Source organism: Bordetella petrii (assembly GCF_020991325.1).
Taxonomy (GTDB): domain Bacteria; phylum Pseudomonadota; class Gammaproteobacteria; order Burkholderiales; family Burkholderiaceae_B; genus Bordetella_A; species Bordetella_A petrii_E.
In genome coordinates, this window is the sequence record NZ_JAJMLX010000099.1 from 1 (window position 1) to 14,424 (window position 14,424).

The 14,424-nt window shown below is 67.1% G+C and carries 16 protein-coding genes; 10 read left to right on the top strand and 6 right to left on the bottom strand.

What is annotated here, in order from left to right; genetic code table 11:
• The 5 genes from LPZ50_RS11915 to LPZ50_RS11935 all read right to left on the bottom strand — a co-directional run.
• Window positions 1-594, bottom strand: a 594-nt coding sequence (locus LPZ50_RS11915; RefSeq protein ID WP_230661653.1) for an NUDIX domain-containing protein, incomplete at its 3' end; no start/stop codon positions are given.
• On the bottom strand, window positions 587-1,453 hold the full coding sequence (locus tag LPZ50_RS11920) for an ATP-binding protein (protein ID WP_230661655.1): 867 nt from the start codon (window positions 1,451-1,453) through the stop codon (window positions 587-589). The genes LPZ50_RS11915 and LPZ50_RS11920, both read right to left, overlap by 8 nt.
• 22 nt (window positions 1,454-1,475) lie before the next feature.
• Window positions 1,476-2,702, bottom strand: a complete 1,227-nt coding sequence (gene argJ, locus LPZ50_RS11925; RefSeq protein WP_230661660.1) for a bifunctional glutamate N-acetyltransferase/amino-acid acetyltransferase ArgJ — start codon at window positions 2,700-2,702, stop codon at window positions 1,476-1,478.
• A gap of 410 nt (window positions 2,703-3,112) precedes the next feature.
• On the bottom strand, window positions 3,113-3,601 hold the full coding sequence (locus LPZ50_RS11930; protein ID WP_230661663.1) for a MarR family winged helix-turn-helix transcriptional regulator: 489 nt from the start codon (window positions 3,599-3,601) through the stop codon (window positions 3,113-3,115).
• 11 nt (window positions 3,602-3,612) lie between these two features.
• Entirely contained in the window at window positions 3,613-4,515 is a 903-nt protein-coding gene (locus tag LPZ50_RS11935; protein WP_230661665.1) for an alpha/beta hydrolase, read from the bottom strand.
• A 188-nt stretch (window positions 4,516-4,703) separates the two neighbouring features.
• Here LPZ50_RS11935 and LPZ50_RS11940 point away from each other — a divergent pair, with 188 nt between their 5' ends.
• From LPZ50_RS11940 to LPZ50_RS11970, 7 genes are all read left to right on the top strand, one after another.
• The gene (locus LPZ50_RS11940; RefSeq protein WP_230661667.1) at window positions 4,704-5,867 is read left to right on the top strand and encodes an ABC transporter substrate-binding protein; all 1,164 of its coding nucleotides are present in this window, start codon (window positions 4,704-4,706) and stop codon (window positions 5,865-5,867) included.
• A 78-nt stretch (window positions 5,868-5,945) separates the two neighbouring features.
• Window positions 5,946-6,860: a branched-chain amino acid ABC transporter permease gene (locus LPZ50_RS11945; protein WP_230661669.1), complete on the top strand. Its 915-nt coding sequence runs from the start codon at window positions 5,946-5,948 to the stop codon at window positions 6,858-6,860.
• Between the two features lie 3 nt (window positions 6,861-6,863).
• Window positions 6,864-7,820 carry a branched-chain amino acid ABC transporter permease gene (locus LPZ50_RS11950; RefSeq protein ID WP_230661671.1) on the top strand — a complete coding sequence of 319 codons (957 nt, stop codon included), beginning with the start codon at window positions 6,864-6,866 and terminating at the stop codon, window positions 7,818-7,820.
• An 8-nt stretch (window positions 7,821-7,828) separates the two neighbouring features.
• Window positions 7,829-8,614, top strand: coding sequence for an ABC transporter ATP-binding protein (locus LPZ50_RS11955; protein ID WP_230661686.1), 786 nt, complete (start codon window positions 7,829-7,831; stop codon window positions 8,612-8,614).
• A complete protein-coding gene (locus tag LPZ50_RS11960; RefSeq protein WP_230661673.1) occupies window positions 8,608-9,312 on the top strand; it encodes an ABC transporter ATP-binding protein in 705 nt (234 codons plus the stop codon). Before LPZ50_RS11955 ends, LPZ50_RS11960 begins: the two co-directional genes overlap by 7 nt.
• A 58-nt stretch (window positions 9,313-9,370) precedes the next feature.
• Entirely contained in the window at window positions 9,371-9,700 is a 330-nt protein-coding gene (locus tag LPZ50_RS11965) for a thioredoxin family protein (RefSeq protein ID WP_230661675.1), read from the top strand.
• A 226-nt stretch (window positions 9,701-9,926) separates the two neighbouring features.
• Entirely contained in the window at window positions 9,927-11,489 is a 1,563-nt protein-coding gene (locus LPZ50_RS11970; RefSeq protein WP_230661677.1) for an ABC transporter substrate-binding protein, read from the top strand.
• Here LPZ50_RS11970 and LPZ50_RS11975 read toward each other — a convergent pair.
• A complete protein-coding gene (locus tag LPZ50_RS11975; protein ID WP_230661680.1) occupies window positions 11,476-12,393 on the bottom strand; it encodes a LysR family transcriptional regulator in 918 nt (305 codons plus the stop codon). The genes LPZ50_RS11970 and LPZ50_RS11975 overlap by 14 nt on opposite strands.
• A 56-nt stretch (window positions 12,394-12,449) precedes the next feature.
• Here LPZ50_RS11975 and LPZ50_RS11980 point away from each other — a divergent pair, with 56 nt between their 5' ends.
• From LPZ50_RS11980 to LPZ50_RS11990, 3 genes are all read left to right on the top strand, one after another.
• Window positions 12,450-13,577, top strand: a complete 1,128-nt coding sequence (locus tag LPZ50_RS11980; protein WP_230661682.1) for an NAD(P)/FAD-dependent oxidoreductase — start codon at window positions 12,450-12,452, stop codon at window positions 13,575-13,577.
• A complete protein-coding gene (locus LPZ50_RS11985; protein WP_230661688.1) occupies window positions 13,558-13,854 on the top strand; it encodes a (2Fe-2S)-binding protein in 297 nt (98 codons plus the stop codon). Before LPZ50_RS11980 ends, LPZ50_RS11985 begins: the two co-directional genes overlap by 20 nt.
• On the top strand, window positions 13,851-14,424 hold a 574-nt coding region (locus LPZ50_RS11990), incomplete at its 3' end, for an NAD(P)/FAD-dependent oxidoreductase (RefSeq protein WP_230661684.1). The genes LPZ50_RS11985 and LPZ50_RS11990, both read left to right, overlap by 4 nt.

The following is a 14,424-nucleotide window of genomic DNA, read 5'->3' on the forward strand; positions in this document are numbered from 1 at the left end:
GTCGCCGATGAGCACGCCGCCCAGTTGAGCGATTTTCCCCCAGGCGCCCTGCCCCAGCGAGGTGGCGCCAGGGCCGTCGGGCCAGTGCGGTTCGCGCAGCTGCACCAGCTTCAGCCCGCGCGCCAGGGCGCGTTCCAGGCGTTCAAGAAAGGCCGGCAGGCCGGCCCGGCCGCCGATGGCCGAAATGCCGTAGCGGGTGGGCAGTTGCAGCCAGCGCAGCGGCGGCAGCGTGGCCGGCAGCAGGTCGCCCACGCTGGCGGCCTGGGCAGGGTCTACCCATTCCAGGCGCTGGTTCTCCAGGCTGGCGGGCTCGCCCTGCCAGCCGGTAACCTGGCAAAACGCCAGGCGCACCGTGGTGTGCGGGTAGGCATGCACATAGGTGACCCACGGCACCGCCTGGGTGACTTCGATGCCGATTTCCTCGCGCAGTTCGCGCGCCAGGGCCTGCAGCACGGTTTCGCCGGGTTCCAGCTTGCCGCCCGGCAATTCCCACCAGCCGGCCCAGGGCTTGCCGTCGGGGCGCTGGCCCAGCAGCAACTGGCCGTCGGGGCGCAGGATCAGGCCGGCGGCCACATCGATGATGCGCTCAGACATGGCGCGCGGCCCAGTCGCGGGCGAACTGGTAGGCCACCCGGCCCGAGCGCGAGCCGCGCTCCAGCGCCCATTGCAGCGCCTCGGTGCGGCAGGCCTGGATCTGCGCGTCGGGGCATTTCAGTTCGCGCAGCCAGTGGTGCACGATGTCCAGGTAGTCGTCTTGCTTGAAGGGGTGGAACGACAGCCACAGCCCGAAGCGCTCGGACAGCGAGATTTTTTCTTCCACGGTTTCGCCGGGATGGATCTCGCCGTCGGGCTGGTGCCTGGCCTGCAGGTTCTCGCTCATGTATTCCGGCATCAGGTGGCGCCGGTTCGACGTGGCGTAGATGAGCACGTTGTCGCCCGATGCCGACACCGAGCCGTCCAGCACCGATTTCAGCGCCTTGTAGCCGGCTTCGCCTTCTTCGAACGACAGGTCGTCGCAGAACACGATGTAGCGTTCGGGGCGGCCCGCGACCAGTTCGACGATGTCGGCAAGATCGCCCAGGTCGGATTTGTCGACCTCGATGAGCCGCAGGCCCTGGTCGCCGTATGCGGCCAGCATGGCCTTTACCAGCGAGCTTTTGCCGGTGCCGCGCGCGCCGGTCATCAGCACGTTGTTGGCGGGTTTTTGCTGCAGGAATTGGCGGGTGTTGCGGTCGATGATGCCTTTCTGCCGCTCGATGTGCTGCAGGTCGGCCATGTCGATGCGGGCCACGTGCCGCACGGCGTCCAGCCAGCCGCGCGAACCGCGCTTGCGCCAGCGGTAGGCGTGGGCGGACCAGTCGATTTCGGGGGGCGCGGCCGGCAGCCAGGCTTCCAGCTGGGCCAGCACGCGTTCGGCGCGTTCGATCAGGACAGAGAAATCAGTAGCGGTCACGTCGGGGATCCGGATGCGGGGTTCAGGAACGGTAGTCGGCGTTGATGCTGACGTACTCGTGCGAGAAGTCGCAGGTGTAGACCGTTTCATTGGCCTGCCCGCGCGCCAGCGCAATGCGGATGCCGATCTCGGCCTGCTTCATGACGCGCTGGCCGTCGGCTTCCTGGTAGTCGGGGTTGCGGCCGCCGTCGCGCGCCACCAGCACGTCGTCCAGCCACAGGCGCAGCCTGGAGACGTCCAGGTCGTCGATGCCGGCGTAGCCGATGGCGGCCAGAATGCGGCCCAGGTTGGGGTCGGACGCGAAGAAGGCCGTCTTGACCAGCGGCGAGTGCGCCACCGAATACGCCACTTTCAGCGCTTCGTCGGTGGTCAGGGCATCTTCGACGCGGATGGTGATGAACTTGGTGGCGCCTTCGGCGTCGCGCACGATTTTCTGTGCCAGTTCCAACGCGGCCGCGCTCAGCGCATCGCGCACGGCGACGTAGTGGGGGTCGGCTTCCGAGGCGATGTCGACGCCGGACTGGCCGGTGGCCGCGATGATGAACGAGTCGTTGGTGGAGGTGTCGCCATCGACGGTGATGCGGTTGAACGAGCGGTTGGCGATTTCAAGCGCCAGTTTGCGCAGCAGGGGCTGGGCGATGCCGGCGTCGGTGGCCAGGAAGCTGAGCATGGTGGCCATGTTGGGGCGGATCATGCCGGCGCCTTTGCTGATGCCGGTGAAGGTGACCGTCTTGCCGTCGATGTCCACGCGGCGCGAGTGGATCTTGGGCAGGGTGTCGGTGGTCATGATGCCGTGGGCGGCGTTGAACCATTGGTTGTCGCCCAGGTTGGCCAGGGCGGCGGGCAGGGCGGCCGTCAGGCGGTCGAGCGGCAGGGGTTCCAGGATGACGCCGGTGGAGAAGGGCAGCACTTGCTGCGCGGGAACACCCATCAGTTGGCCCAGGGCGGCGCAGGTGTCCTGGGCTTTTTTCAGGCCTTCGGCGCCGGTGCCGGCGTTGGCGTTGCCGGTGTTGATGACCAGGGCCCGGATGGGGCCGCCGGCGGCCAGATGGGTTTCGCACACTTGCACGGGGGCCGCGCGGAAACGGTTACGGGTGAATACGCCGGCCACGTTGGTGCCTTCGGCCAGGCGGAAAACGGTCAGGTCGCGTCGGTTGGCTTTGCGGATGCCGGCTTCGGTGACGCCGATTTCTACGCCGGCAACGGGGAAAATGTCGGATTCGGAAGGGATCTGCAGGTTAACGGCCATGACTTCGTCTCTGTGGCTGGGGGTATAGGGGGGGCCGCATGGGCGGGTGTGGTTCTTATTATCCCATTGCGGGCGAGGGGCCGTGGCTGCGGATGGTTGTCGTGTTCTTTTGTCGCCTGGCCGTCCTGGGCTGGCAGCGTGCAGAAACCGCGGCTGCGCCAGGCTGCCAGGCGCCAAGACATGGGCCAGGGTGCTATTCGTGGAAATTACTCAGATGCAGTCCCGTGGCGTTGGGGCAAGGGGTGGCGGCGAGTTGGCTGGCGGGGCAGCCCGCGCAGCGGGCCGAGGGCGCCTGGATGCGCCCGAGCCCGACAGACTTCGCCGCCACCCCTTGCCCCAACGCCGCGGGACGGGGCAAGAAAGATCCAAGACAGCGGCAAAAAAAATCAGCGCATGAACAAACCCGACTCTCAGCGCCCCGGCCCCCGCGCCGCCACCACCTGCAACTTCAATTCCCCCAGCGCCTGGTACAACGCATCCCGGCTGGCCTCCGGCAAGTCGTTGAACATGCCCTTGACCCAGCCTTCGTGGGCCCGCGCCATGCGGTTGAATACGCGCCGCCCTTGCGGGGTGAGCTTCAGCACCGAACTGCGGCGGTCGGTTTCCATCTTGGTGCGCATCACCAGGCCTTCCTTTTCCAACTGGTCGGTAATGCCCGTGATATTGCCGTTGGTCACCATCATGCGGCGCGACAGCTCGCCCATTTTCATGCCCTTGGGCGCGCGCTGCAGTTGCGCCATCAGGTCGAAGCGGGGCAGGGTGGTGTCGAACTCGGTGCGCAGGCGGGCGCGGATATCGGATTCGATCAGATTGCAGCACGTCAGCATGCGCAGCCACAGGCGCAGGGCATGGTGATCGTCGGGCGCGGCCCGTGTTTCCAGGTCGGGGGTATCGATCATGGGGGCAGGCCTTAGCAGGCGGGGCGGCCGTTGCCGGCCAGGCCCATTTGGTCGAAGATGGCGCGCGTCAGCGGGCTGGCGGAGTCGTTCAGCGTAAGCACAATGTCGAAGTGATTGGTGCCCGGCATGGGCACATGGCGGGCCGGCAAGCCGCGGCCTTGCCAGGCCTGCATGTAGTCGTGGGTCTGGCGCTTGAATTCGTCGGTTTCGTTGGCGCCGTAACTGGCCACCAGCGGACAACCCGCGCCCGGCGGCAGCAGGGCCGGACTGTTGCGTTCGGCGTCGGCCGCGCTCAGGCGCATCCATTCGTTGATGTGGGTATGCACCAGCGGCCGTAAATCGAACAGGCCCGACAGCGGCGCCGCGCCGGCCACCACATCGGCCGGCACACCATAGCCGGCGTGCCAGCCGCCGGCCAGCAGCATGCCCACCAGATGGCCGCCCGCCGAACTGCCGCAGACATGAATGCGGGCGGGGTCGCCGCCATGGCGGCCAATGTGGCGGTATACCCAGGCCAGCGCGCGGCGTACCTGGTCGACAATGCGGTCCAGCGTTACCGCCGGCGCCAGCGAATAATTCACCGCCACCACCACCGCGCCGGCCCGCGTGAACGCCGGCGCCATGCCGCTGGAATCGTCTTTCGACAGCGCCCGCCAGTAGCCGCCATGAATGAACACGAACACCGGCGCGCCTTGCGCCGCCGCACCGGCCCGCGGCGCGGCGGGGAAGATATCCAGCAGTTCGTCGGCATGATCGCCGTAGGGAACATCGGCCGCGCAGGGCAGCGCGGCGCGGGCGGCCTGGCTTTGCGCGGCGTACTGTGCAAGAAACCGCTGCACATCGGGTACCGTGGCACGGGCGTTGTACTGGACATCGAGCGCGGCGCGGTCGTATTGGCGGTAAAGAAAGGGCATGGCGCGGCAAGAACCCCTGGTAAAAACCCTAGTCTTGTCTTGCCGAATACTTTAAACCTAAACTATGCGGCACGCCAGTCCTTGCCGCAACGTCCGGGGCGATGCCCGGGGGCTGATGCCAGAAGCATCCGAATTCGCACTATCCCATAAAAACATCCGCTGCGCGCAACGCGCAAGGAGCTACCACGATGCGTTTCCTGACTTCTCTGGTGGCGGTTGCCGCGCTGGTGCCCGCCCTGTCATCCGCCGATCCGATCAAGGTCGGTATCGCCAATGATATATCGGGCCCGTTCGCGGCGCTGGGCGCCGAGGCGCGCGACGGCTTCAACCTGGCCATCAAGCAGCTGGACGGCAAGCTGGGCGGCCAGCCCGCCGAGTTCCTGCAAACCGACATGGGCGGCAACCCGGACCAGGCGCGCCAACTGGTCACGCGCTACATCCAGCGCGACAAAATCGACTTCTTCACCGGCCCCATCGGTTCCAACGTGGCGCTGGCCGTGGGCCCCGCGCTGTTCGGGGCCAAGATTCCCTACCTGTCGAACAACCCCGGCCCCAGCCAGTACGCGGGCGAGCGCTGCAACCGCTACTGGTTCGGCACCTCGTACCAGAACGACGCTTTCCACGAAGCGGCCGGCAAGGTCGCGGCCGACCGCGGGTTCAAGAAGGTGCTGATCATGGCGCCCGATTATCCCGCCGGCAAGGACGCGCTTACCGGATTCAAGCGCGGCTACAAGGCCGACGTGGCCGACGAGGTGTACACCAAGCTGGGGCAGATCGACTACGCGGCCGAACTGGCGCAGATCCGCGCCGCCAAGCCCGACGCGGTGTTCATTTTCCTGCCGGGCGGCATGGGCATCAATTTCATCAAGCAGTTCGTGGCGGCCGGCCTGTCGCAGGACATCAAGCTCATCGGCCCGGGCTTCTCGGCCGATGAAGACGTGATCCAGGCCGTGGGCGAGCCCATGCTGGGCATGTACAACACCGCGCAGTGGGCGCACGACCTGGACGTGCCGCAGAACAAGCAGTTCGTCGAGGCGTTCCGCAAGGAATACAAGGGCCGCTATCCCTCGGTGTACGCCGCGCAGGCCTATGACGTGATCATGGCCATGGACGCCGCCGTGAAGCAGGCGGGCGGCAAGGCGTCCGACCGCGACGCCATCGTGCAGGCCCTGGCCAAGGCCGACTATCCCTCGGTGCGCGGCAAGTACACCTACGGCAACAACCACTATCCCATCCAGGCCTATTACCTGCGCGTCATCGAAAAAGACAGCGAAGGCCGCATTACCAACAAGCTGGTGGGCAAGGTGTTCGACAGCTACCAGGATGTGTACGTGGGCCAGTGCAAGCTGTAATCCAGGCGAGCCGCCCGCGGTGCGCCGCGCAGGCGCGCCCGCGGGCCAGGGGGAAGGTTTCGTGGCGATAGGTTCCAGATGACACTGGTTGTCGAGCAATTGTTGAACGGCCTGCAGTTCGGGCTGATGCTGTTCCTGATCGCGGCGGGGCTGACCCTGGTGTTCGGCATCATGGACATCATGAACCTGGCGCATGGTTCGCTGTACATGGCTGGCGCCTACGTCGCCGCCGAGACCATGCAGCGCACCGGGTCGTTCGTGTCCGCGGTGCTGGTGGCCGCGCTGGTGACCGGGCTGGTGGGCGTGGTGCTGGAACTGGTGCTGGTGCGCAGGCTGGCCATACGCGACCACCTGGCGCAAGTGCTGGGTACCTACGCCGTCATCCTCATCGCCAACGACCTGGTCAAGATGATCTGGGGCCCGGCGCCCGTCATGCTGAACCTGCCGTCGGCACTGGCGGGCCCGGTGCGGCTGATGCCCGACCTGATGTACCCCGCCTACCGGTTGCTTATCATCGCCTGCGGCCTGGCGGCGGCGGTGGGCCTGTACTGGTTCGTGACGCGCACGCGGGCCGGCGTGCTGGTGCGCGCCGGGGCCTCGAACCGCCAGATGGCGACGCTGATGGGGGTGCGCGTGCCCCTGCTGTTCCTGGGCGTGTTCGCGCTGGGCGCCATGCTGGCCGCGGTGGCGGGCGCGCTGCTGGGGCCGATCACGGCCGTGCAGGTCGGCATGGGCGAAAAAATCCTGATCCTGGTGCTGGTGTGCATTGTCATCGGCGGCATCGGGTCGATACGCGGGGCCTTCGTGGGCGCGTTGCTGGTGGGCATGGTCGATACGGCGGGGCGGGCCTTCCTGCCCATGCTGCTGCGCGAGGTGCTGCCACCGGCCATGGCGTCCAGCCTGGCCGCCACGCTGGCGGCGATTTCCATTTACTTGCTCATGGCCGGGGTGCTGGTGTTCCGCCCTGCCGGGCTGTTTCCGGCGCGCGGGTGAACCATGCACCGATCCACTTACTGGGCCCTGGGTTTCCTGCTGCTGTTGGCGCTGTTCCCGTACGCAGCCGCCGCCATGGGGCTGGACTTCTACGTGTCGGTGCTGCGCCGCATCCTGATCTACGCGCTGGCGGCCACCAGCCTGAACCTTATCCTGGGCTATGGCGGCATGGTGGCGCTGGGGCACGCGGCATTTTTTGGGGCGGGGGCCTACGCGGTGGGCATCCTGGACGCTGCCGGCATCCATGGCGCCTGGCTGGCCTGGCCGGCGGCCGCGGCCGTGGCTGGCGTGCTGGCCTTGCTGATCGGCGCGGTATCGCTGCGCACACGCGGGGTGTACTTCATCATGATCACGCTGGCGTTCGCCCAGATGGTGTACTACCTGTTCATTTCGCTGCGCCAGTACGGCGGCGAAGACGGCCTGAACCTGTCGGGCTATTCCCTGTTGCCGGGCATCGACCTGGCCGACAGCAACAGTTTTTACTACCTGGTGCTGGCGATGTTCGCCATCCTGATGTGGGGTTTCGGCCGGTTGGTGGATTCGCGTTTCGGCATGGCCCTGCAGGGCATACGCGAGAACGAGTCGCGCATGGAAGCGCTGGGCTATCCGGTGTACCGGCTGAAACTGGCGGCCTTTGTCATCAGCGGCGCGGTGGCCGGCCTGGCCGGGGCGCTGCTGGCCAACCACAACTTGTTCATCTCGCCCAGCCTGATGCACTGGACCCAGTCGGCCAACCTGCTGGTGATGGTGCTGGTGGGCGGCATCGGCCTGCGCTATGGCGGCGTGGCCGGCGCCGTGCTGATGCTGACGCTGGAGGAAGTGCTGCGCATGTGGACGGAATACTGGCACCTGCCGCTGGGCGTGCTGCTGCTGGTGGTGGTGTTCTGCGCGCCGCGCGGCGTGGCCGGCCTGCTGGGGCCGTGGTTTGCCGGTCCGGCGGCGCGCGGGGTGCGTCCGTGAGCTCCGCCGTGAACACTCCCGCGCCGGCCCTGCAAGCGGCTAGCCTGGTGCGCCGCTTTGGCGCCCTGGTGGCCACGGATCATGTGTCGCTGACCTTGGCGCCCGGGGAAATCCATGCCCTTATCGGCCCGAACGGCGCGGGCAAGTCCACCCTGATCCACCTGTTGTCCGGCACCTTGCCGGCCGATGCGGGCCGACTGATGCTGGGCGGTTCCGACATTACGCGCCTGAACGCCCACCAGCGCGTGGCCGCGGGGCTGTCGCGCTCGTACCAGGTCACGAACATCTTCAAGTCGTTCAGCGTGCGCGACAACCTGCTGCTGGCGGTGCAGGCGCATGCGGGCAGCAGCTTCCAGTTCTGGAAACCGCGCGCCGCCGACAGCGCGCTGCACGACGCGGCCCATGCGCTGGCCCGCCAGTGCGCCATCGACGGCGCGCTGCTGGAGCGTCCGGCCGGCACACTGCCGCATGGCGAGCAGCGCAAACTGGAATTCGCGCTGGCGCTGGCCGCGCGCCCCAGCGTGCTGTTGCTGGACGAACCCATGGCCGGCATGGGGCCCGACGAAACCCTGCGCCTGACGGATTTGATCGAATCCCTGCGCGGCCATGCGGCCATGCTGCTGGTAGAACACGATATGCAGGCGGTATTCCGCCTGGCGGACCGCATTTCGGTGCTGGTGTACGGGCGCATCATCGCCACGGGCACGCCGGCCGAGATCCGCGCCAATGCCGAGGTGCGCAAGGCCTACCTGGGCGAAGACGAAGCCACCGCAGCGGAGCCGGCGACATGCTGAACATGCAGGCAGTGGAAAGCGGCTACGGAGCCAGCCAGGTGCTGTTCGGCGTGGACCTGGACATCGGCGCCGGCCAGGTGGTGACCCTGCTGGGCCGCAACGGCATGGGCAAGAGCACCCTGCTGCGGACCCTGTTCGGCCAATTGCCCCTGCGCGCGGGCAGCGTGCGCTTTGCCGGGCAGGACATCAGCGGCTGGGCGCCCGACCGCATCGCGCGGCTGGGGCTGGCCATCGTGCCCGAAGGGCGCCAGTGCTTTCCCAACTTGACGGTGCGCGAGCACCTGACGGCGTTCACGGCGGCCCGCAACCCGGACATCGCGCGGCCCTGGACGGCGGAGCGGGTTTTCGAACTGTTTCCGCGCCTGGGTGAACGCGCCCGCAATATGGGCAACCAGCTGTCGGGCGGCGAACAGCAGATGCTGGCCATCGGCCGCGCGCTGGTCACCAACCCGCGCCTGCTGGTGCTGGACGAGGCCACCGAGGGCCTGGCGCCGCTGGTGCGCGAGGAAATCTGGGCCTGCCTGTCCACCTTGAGGGCAGCCGGCCAGACCATCCTGGTCATCGACAAGTACGTCGAGCGGCTGCTGGCGCTGGCCGACCGGCACGTGATCCTGGAACGCGGTAAGGTGGTATGGAGCGGCGATTCCGCCGCGCTGGACAGCGACCGCGGGTTGTGGGAACGGTACCTGGGCGTGTAGCGCGCCGGCCGCCGCGGCATGGCGCTTGCTGCCCACTGCCCTGATCCTGGAGCACGCCATGTCTACCACCCATCTGTATGCCACTGAAGCCGAAGCCCCCGCGCGCGCGGACATCGACCAGCGTCCCGGCCCGCTGGTGCTGGAATTCGGCACCGCCTGGTGCGGCTATTGCCAATCGGCCCAGCCCCTGGTCGAGCAGGCGTTCGTGGCGTACCCGCAAGTGACTCACCTGAAGATCGAGGACGGCAGCGGCCGGCCGCTGGGCAGGTCGTTCCGCGTCAAGCTGTGGCCGTCGCTGATATTCCTGCGCGACGGGCTCGAAGTGGCACGCCTGGTGCGCCCGGCGAGCACGCAGGAAATCGTGCGCGCGCTGGCGCAGATAGCCTGAATGGCTTAGTACTTTCCCTAGGGCGCCGCATTCCGCGCCTATGGGTACTAACCATTAGTCTGCGCCCGGACTTCCTGGGAAGCCCGGTGCGTTTCCGGGCTTCGTATAACCCTGTGGAATAGGGCCTGCACGGAAGCGACTTTGACGCCATGGCATGGCGGCTCTACCTTCATCCCCGTTGTCACGTCATTGCAGTCTTTCGCAAACGTCGTCTTCAAGGGGAATCATGAAACGTCCTGCCCTCTCCATTATTTCCGCCGCCCTGTTGGCGTTAGGTGCCGGCCTGCCGCCGCACGCCGCCGCCCAGGATCGCCCCATGCTGCGCATCAGCTCGGGCGCCGCCGACAATGCCACGCTGGATCCGCATCGGGCGACGTCTACGGCCGACAAGGGCGTGGCTTCTGAAATGTTCGATGGCCTGGTGAGATTCCCGCCGGGCAGCGCCGATCCACAGGCCCTGGAGGCTGACCTGGCCGAGAAGTGGGAAGCTTCGCCCGACAGCAAGACATGGACTTTCCATTTGCGCAAAGGCGTGCAATTCCATGGCGGCTATGGGGAACTGAAGGCCGAAGACGTGGTGTATTCACTGCAGCGCGCCGCCGATCCGAAGCGCTCGAGCTTTGCCGCCACGTTCGCCGGAATGGACAAGGTCGAAGCGCTGGACGACTACACCGTGCGCGTCACGCTGAAGTATCCGGATGCGGGCTTCCTGGGTCGCGTCTCGGATTACCACGGCGGCAATATCGTCAGCAAGAAGGCCGCCGAAAAGCTGGGCGACAAGTTCGGCGGCGCTCCTATAGGCACAGGCCCTTTCGCGTTCGGGGAACATCTGACGCAACAGTATGTGAAGCTGGTGGCCAATGATGCGTACTTCCGCGGCAAACCCAAGCTGGGCGGCATCATCTACCGCATGATCCCGTCGGACAGCGCGCGCGAACTGGCCTTTGCGTCGAACGAGATCGATCTCATGCAAGGCAAGCGCGAACAGCGCTGGGTGGAGCGTTCCACCAAGCGCGGCATGAAGGTGGACATTTTCGAACCCGCGGAGTTCCGCACGCTGCACTTGAATCGCACCATCAAGCCGCTGGACAATCTGAAGGTGCGCCAGGCCGTGGCGGCGGCCGTGAACGTGGACGAGATCGTGGGGTATGCCGGCAAGGACGTCGCCACCAAAGGCTGTTCGGTCGTGCCCAATGGCTACCTGGGCCAGGACTGCGGCGCCGGCGCCTATGCCTACGACGTGGCGGCCGCCAAGAAACTATTGGCCGAAGCCGGCTTTCCCAATGGCATTACGCTGAAGTCGGTGGTGTCGAACATCTCCGCGCAGCAACCCATCATGGAAATCGTGCAGGCGCAATTGGCCAAGGCGGGCATCAAGCTCGACATGGAGGTGGTGGACCATGCCACCTACCAGGCCAAGAGCCGCAAAGACCAGAGCGCCCTGGTGTTCTACGGCGCGGCGCGCTTTCCGGTGGCCGATTCCTACCTGACCGAGTTCTACGATTCGGCCTCGGCCATCGGCGCCCCGGCCGCCATGTCGAACTTCTCGCATTGTTCAGTGGCCGACGAGCAGATCCGGGCGGCGCGCGTGGAGCCCGACGCCCAGCGGCAGCTGGCCTTGTGGAAAGAGGCGCAGGCCAGGATCCATGACGACGTGTGCGCGATTCCGCTGTTCGGCCTGAAACAGGTTTGGGCGCACAGCGACCGCCTGGATTACGGCTATGACTTGCAGGGCGCGTTGAATCTTCAGCCGCCCGTGACCGAGCAGACGGCGGTTACTGCCCCTTGAGCAGTTCCCGGGAAACCTGCGCCGCCACGGCGCGGGCTTCCTGGATGAAGGCTTCGACCAGTGCCGCGTTGCGTGACGCCTGCACGCGGCACAGTTGGAAATGGAACAGCATTTCCGGGTCGAACCGGCGCAATACCAGGCGATTCTGCAACCCATCGGCAAACAGCGGATGAATCAGCGAAACTCCCAGCCCCGCCGCCACGAGCTCGCAGGCGGTGGGCGCGGTATCGGTATCCAGCACCACGTTCAAGCGGGCCTGGGTGCCTTCGAATGCCTTGAGTACCAGGCCGTGGGTCTGGCTGCCAGGCCCGAACGAGATGAACGGCTCGCCAGACAGATCGCGCGGCCGGATGACGCGTTTGCGGGTCAGGGCGTGGTTGACGGGCAGCGCGCAGAACAAGGGGTACTGGAACAGCGGTTCGCGGTCGATATAGGGGTTGTCGACCCGGCTGCCCACCAGGGCCACGTCGATCTGGCGGGTGGCCAGCCAATCAGCCAGGAACAGCGAGCCGCGCGTCCGGATGGACACGCGCACGTCGGGATGCTTGGCCAGGAAATTCAAGGTGGCGCGGCGGATGAACGACCCCGACAGTGCCGGCAGCACGCCTACGTTCAGGGTGCGCTGTTCGTCGCGGCGTATCGATTCCACGGCCTGTTCCACCTGGCGCAGGCCGCTGAAGGTGCGGTCGATTTCTTCGTACAGGCGCATGCCGTGCGGGGTACAGGCCAGTTTGCCGCGCACGCGGTCGAACAGGGTAAGGCCGGTTTCCGCTTCCAGGTGGGCAAGCAGCTTGCTTACCGCCGGTTGAGTAATGCCCAGCACCTCGGCCGCCTGGCTGGCAGTGCCGTGTTCTATCACGGCCTTGAAGGCTTCGATCTGACGAAGATTCAGCGTACGCCGCATGCCAGGACCTCGATGATGAGACAGGCCGCTAGATTACCGCAAGCCGGAGCCCGCGCATGACCCAGGATTACGACTTCATCGTCGCCGGTGCCGGCATGGTGGGCTCGGCCATCGCCTACGGCCTGGCCGGCGCGCAGCGGCGCGTGCTGTTGCTGGACGGCGCCGATACCGACTATCGCGCGGCCAAGGCCAACTTCGGCCTGGTATGGGTGCAGGGCAAGGGCCAGGGGCACCCGGATTACCAGCGCCTGTCGCATTACGCGGCGGGGCTCTGGCCCGAATTCGCGCGGGACCTGCAGCGCGAAAGCGGCGTGCCGCTGGATTACGAAAACCGGGGCGGCCTGCATTTCTGTGTGGGCGAGACCGAACTGGAACAGCGCGCGCTGCGCATGAGCCGCTGGCAGGCGCAGGCGCCCGAGCTTCCGCCCTGTATCCAGATGCTGGACAGGGGGGCGCTGCAGCGCGAATTTCCGCAATTGCGCCTGGGGCCGCAGGTGGCGGGAGCCAGCCTGGGGTTGCGGGACGGCCACGTGAATCCGTTGCGGCTGCTGGCCGCCCTGCAGGCGGCCTGTGTCCGGCGCGGCGCGCAATTGCGCCACGGGCAGGCGGTGGACCGCATCGCCGCGCTGCCCGGCGGCGGGTTCGAAGTACATAGCGGCGCCCAATGCTGGCGCACGGCGCGGCTGGTGATCGCCGCCGGACTCGGTTCGCGAACCCTGGGGACGATGGTGAGCCTGGATGTGCCGCTGCGCCCGCAGCGAGGCCAGATACTGGTGACCGAGCGCGTTGCCTCCTTGTTGCCGTTGCCGGCCAGCGGCATACGCCAGACTGCCGAGGGCTCGGTGCTGGTGGGGCTGACCAATGAAGAAGTGGGATACGACTTGTCCACCACTACAGAGGCCGCCGTGCGCATGAGCCGCGCCGCCTTGCGCATCTTGCCCGACCTGGCCCGCGCCCGCCTGGTGAGGCAATGGTCGTGCCTGCGCATCATGACTCCCGATGGCTGCCCGGTGTATGCCGGGGCGGCCGATTATCCCGGCGCGTGGATCGCGCTGTGCCATTCCGGCGTGACGCTGGCGTCGTTCCACGCGGGGCCGCTGGCCCAGGCGTTGGCCGGCGGCGCGCTGCCGACTTCCTTGGATGTATTTCACCATGAGCGCTTCAATGTTCCGCAAGCTGCATGATGCCGGCGCGCCCGCGCTGACCTTGACTATCGATGGCGAATCCGTGAGCGCCACGCCAGGGGAAACGGTGGCCGGCGTGCTGCTGCGCCAACAGGCAGGCGCCACGCGCTCCACGCCCGTGCACGAAAGCCCGCGGGCACCGTACTGCATGATGGGCGTGTGCTTCGATTGCCTGGCCATTGTGGACGGGGTGGCTTCAACCCAGACCTGCCTGGTTACCGTGCGCGATGGCATGCGTGTCGAGCGCCAGTTCGGCAAGCGGAGCGTGCTGCCATGACGAGCGAAGTCGATGTCCTGGTGGTGGGGGCCGGTCCGGCCGGCATGAGCGCGGCAATCGCATTGCGCGAAGCCGGCCTGCGGGTCATGGTGGTGGACGAGCAGCCGGCTCCTGGCGGACAGATATGGCGCGCGGTGGAAACCGTGGCCGGCACGCCCGCGGGCGCGGTGCTGGGCGACGAGTATCGTGCCGGCGCCGCGCTGGCCGGGCGCTTTCGAGCCTGTGGCGCCGAGTACCGGCCGCAGACACAGGTGTGGCAGATCGAGCCCGGCTGGCATGTCTACATGAGCCATGCGGGCCAGGCGGAGGCGGTGCGTGCCGGCCAGGTGCTGCTGGCCACGGGCGCGCAGGAACGGCCCGCGCCGTTTCCCGGATGGACCTTGCCGGGCGTGTTGACCGTGGGCGCCGCGCAAATATTGTTGAAGACTTCGCGCGAAGTGCCCGCGAACCCCGTCTGGGTGGCCGGCAGCGGGCCTCTGCCATTGCTGTACATGGCGCAGTTGCTGCGGGCGGGCGGCCGCATCGCCGGCTGGCTGGACACCGCGCCCGCCGGCCAATGGCGCCGCGCGT

Coding starts and splice junctions, on each gene's coding strand:
- argJ (WP_230661660.1), bottom strand. CDS start 2,702: ATGGCCGTTAACCTGCAGATCCCTTCCGAATCCGACATTTTCCCCGTT.
- LPZ50_RS11930 (WP_230661663.1), bottom strand. CDS start 3,601: ATGATCGATACCCCCGACCTGGAAACACGGGCCGCGCCCGACGATCAC.
- LPZ50_RS11935 (WP_230661665.1), bottom strand. CDS start 4,515: ATGCCCTTTCTTTACCGCCAATACGACCGCGCCGCGCTCGATGTCCAG.
- LPZ50_RS11940 (WP_230661667.1), top strand. CDS start 4,704: ATGCGTTTCCTGACTTCTCTGGTGGCGGTTGCCGCGCTGGTGCCCGCC.
- LPZ50_RS11945 (WP_230661669.1), top strand. CDS start 5,946: ATGACACTGGTTGTCGAGCAATTGTTGAACGGCCTGCAGTTCGGGCTG.
- LPZ50_RS11950 (WP_230661671.1), top strand. CDS start 6,864: ATGCACCGATCCACTTACTGGGCCCTGGGTTTCCTGCTGCTGTTGGCG.
- LPZ50_RS11960 (WP_230661673.1), top strand. CDS start 8,608: ATGCTGAACATGCAGGCAGTGGAAAGCGGCTACGGAGCCAGCCAGGTG.
- LPZ50_RS11965 (WP_230661675.1), top strand. CDS start 9,371: ATGTCTACCACCCATCTGTATGCCACTGAAGCCGAAGCCCCCGCGCGC.
- LPZ50_RS11970 (WP_230661677.1), top strand. CDS start 9,927: ATGAAACGTCCTGCCCTCTCCATTATTTCCGCCGCCCTGTTGGCGTTA.
- LPZ50_RS11975 (WP_230661680.1), bottom strand. CDS start 12,393: ATGCGGCGTACGCTGAATCTTCGTCAGATCGAAGCCTTCAAGGCCGTG.
- LPZ50_RS11980 (WP_230661682.1), top strand. CDS start 12,450: ATGACCCAGGATTACGACTTCATCGTCGCCGGTGCCGGCATGGTGGGC.
- LPZ50_RS11985 (WP_230661688.1), top strand. CDS start 13,558: ATGTTCCGCAAGCTGCATGATGCCGGCGCGCCCGCGCTGACCTTGACT.